Annotated in this window: 1 protein-coding gene; it reads left to right on the plus strand. The window is 36.8% G+C overall.

Translation table 11 applies throughout. From position 1 onward, the window contains the following. Positions 1-114 precede the first annotated feature (114 nt). On the plus strand, positions 115-2625 hold the full coding sequence (locus U0839_RS08655; protein WP_155565703.1) for an Rne/Rng family ribonuclease: 2511 nt from the start codon (positions 115-117) through the stop codon (positions 2623-2625). Positions 2626-2671: the final 46 nt, after the last annotated feature.

Below are 2671 nucleotides of genomic sequence, written 5' to 3' on the forward strand. Positions count from 1 at the left end.
ATGCTTCATGGTTACATTTCCCTTAAGACGATAATTAAAAACATGTTTCCAACAAAAAGCATTTCTTCAAAAAACTATGGATTGTGACTACAATCACCGGAGTATTAGTAAAACATGAATAAAAAAATGCTGATTGATGCCAGCTATAAAGAAGAAACACGCGTCGTGATCCTTGATGGCAATTACATCGAGGGATATGATATTGAAAATTCCGCAAAGAAACAAATAAAAGGTAATATCTACCTAGCCAAAGTAATCAGAATTGAACCCAGTCTACAGGCTGCTTTTGTTGATTATGGTGGAAATCGCCATGGTTTTTTAGCTTTTAATGAAATTCACCCTGATTATTATCAAATTCCCGTTGCAGACCGAAAAAAACTGCTGGAAATCCAAGAATTAAATAAAATGGAGGAAGAACCAAATCCGGATCAAGAATTGGATCCAGATCAGCCTTCCTATTATGAAGACATGGTTCATTCCCATAATAGCATAATCAAGAACTATAAAATTCAGGAAGTTATTCATAAAAGACAAATTATCCTCGTTCAAGTGGTAAAAGAAGAACGTGGAAATAAAGGCGCGGCATTAACAACCTATCTATCTTTGGCAGGACGCTATTGTGTTTTAATGCCAAATTCCTTACGGAATGGCGGAATTTCTAGAAAAATCACTTCACCATCTGAAAGAAAACGGTTGAAGGATATTATCACTGAACTGAATATCCCATCACATATGGGAATGATTATCCGTACTGCAGGAGCCCAATGCCCAAAAGCGGATACCCTAAAAGATGGGGAATATCTGCTTCACTTATGGGATGAAATACGCAATCTAACCATGAAGTCGATTGCGCCAGCTCTTATTTATGAAGATTCCAACTTATTGAAATTGACATTACGTGATAATTATACACAAGATATTAATGAAATTTTGATAGATGGCGAGGATGCTTGGTCTCAAGCGAGAGATTATATGCGCGCATTGATGCCGCAAAATGTACATAAGCTTCATCTGTGGAGAGATCAAAAACAATCTCTTTTTTCTTATTACAAGGTTGAAAATTTGATTGATCAAATGCTTTCCCCGATTGTCCAACTAAAATCGGGGGGATATTTAGTCATTAATCAAACAGAGGCTTTGGTGGCTATTGATGTAAATTCAGGCCGTTCAATCAAGGAGAAAGATCTTGAAGAAACTGCATTGAGAACCAATCAGGAAGCCGCCAATGAAATTGCACGCCAGTTAAGGTTGAGAGATCTGGCTGGATTAATCGTTATCGATTTCATTGATATGGAAAACAAGAAGCATAATTATATTGTTGAACGTCGTTTGAAATCTCTACTTCACAAAGACCGTGCACGAATTCAGATCGGTTCCATCTCCTCCTTTGGCTTACTGGAAATGACCCGTCAAAGGTTACGTCCCTCTATTGCTGAATTTGCCTTCACTCCATGTTCCGCTTGTAATGGAACAGGTATTATTCGAAGTGACGCCAATATTTCTTTACAAATCATCAGACAGATTGATGAAGAAGCTCGTAAAATCAAACCAGGAATTTTAACCGTTTCCATTTCATCCGGTGAAATTGCCTTGAATATTCTCAACCAAAAACGCAGATGGCTGGCGGATATTGAAAAGAAATATAAAATCAAGATTGAATTTACAATTGATTCAACCCTGTCCTCTCATAATGTCCGTTTTTCAAGCAAGACTGATTCCTCACTTGATATGGATCCTGATGATGAAATACTTCAATCTACACCAAATGTAGTTCAGGAGAATCTTTTTGTCAGGGAAATACCAATCCAATCCTATCTTGAATATCAGACAAATTCAAAAACAGATTATAGACAAGATGAGATAGAGGATAAAGTTATTGATCTAAAACCTGAATCAAAAGCATTACGTCAAAATTCTGTCTCCATAGAGCTTAAACAAGACGATACAAATCTCGATTCTTATTCGGAACAATATAAGGAAAACAAAAAAACATACAGTAACTCCAGGGATAAAAGACAATCCCATCATTCCCGTCGTAACCGTTATAAAAAAGGACAAGGTAAGGCTCAAAAAAATAATGACTTTACTCCCATTCTTGAGGCTAAACCTATACCAGAACCTGTCATCAATGAAAAACCTGAAGAAATAACTGTGACTCCAACCTTTGTTTCAATTGAAATTGATGCCGACAAAAGCCAGAATCAGCATGAAGAAACTGAATCTTTGATAAATCAAGTTATTGATAATTCTGACGCTGTAAATAAAGAGGATGAAACTTCAGATAATCTGGAAATAAAAGAGGAAAAACCCGCTCCAAAACGTCGACGGTCTACTAAAACCACCAAATCCACAGGCACCACCAAAACGACACGTAAAAGAGCATCAAGCAAAAAAGAGTCAAAAGAAAACGAAACCGAGGAAAAATCAGATAATAAAGAGGAAAAGGAAACGAAGACCAAAAAAACTACCAGAGCACGTAAAACAACTACAGCCAAAAAAACAACGGTTCGAAAACCCAAAAAAACCAAGGAAGCTGATGAAAATAACGAACAACCCTTAATTCAGCCCATTGTCATAGATGACACACCGACCAAAACGCCACGTTCCGGCTGGTGGAAACGGTAATTTTCGTTTTTTTATAAAGGCTTAAAAGAATTACTTTTAAGCCTTT

Origin of the sequence: Commensalibacter sp. A3DC (genome assembly GCF_047307945.1) — a bacterium.
GTDB lineage: Bacteria > Pseudomonadota > Alphaproteobacteria > Acetobacterales > Acetobacteraceae > Commensalibacter > Commensalibacter melissae.

Bases quoted from the DNA above. Each gene is read 5' to 3' on its own strand.
- U0839_RS08655 (WP_155565703.1), top strand. From the start codon at position 115: ATGAATAAAAAAATGCTGATTGATGCCAGCTATAAAGAAGAAACACGC.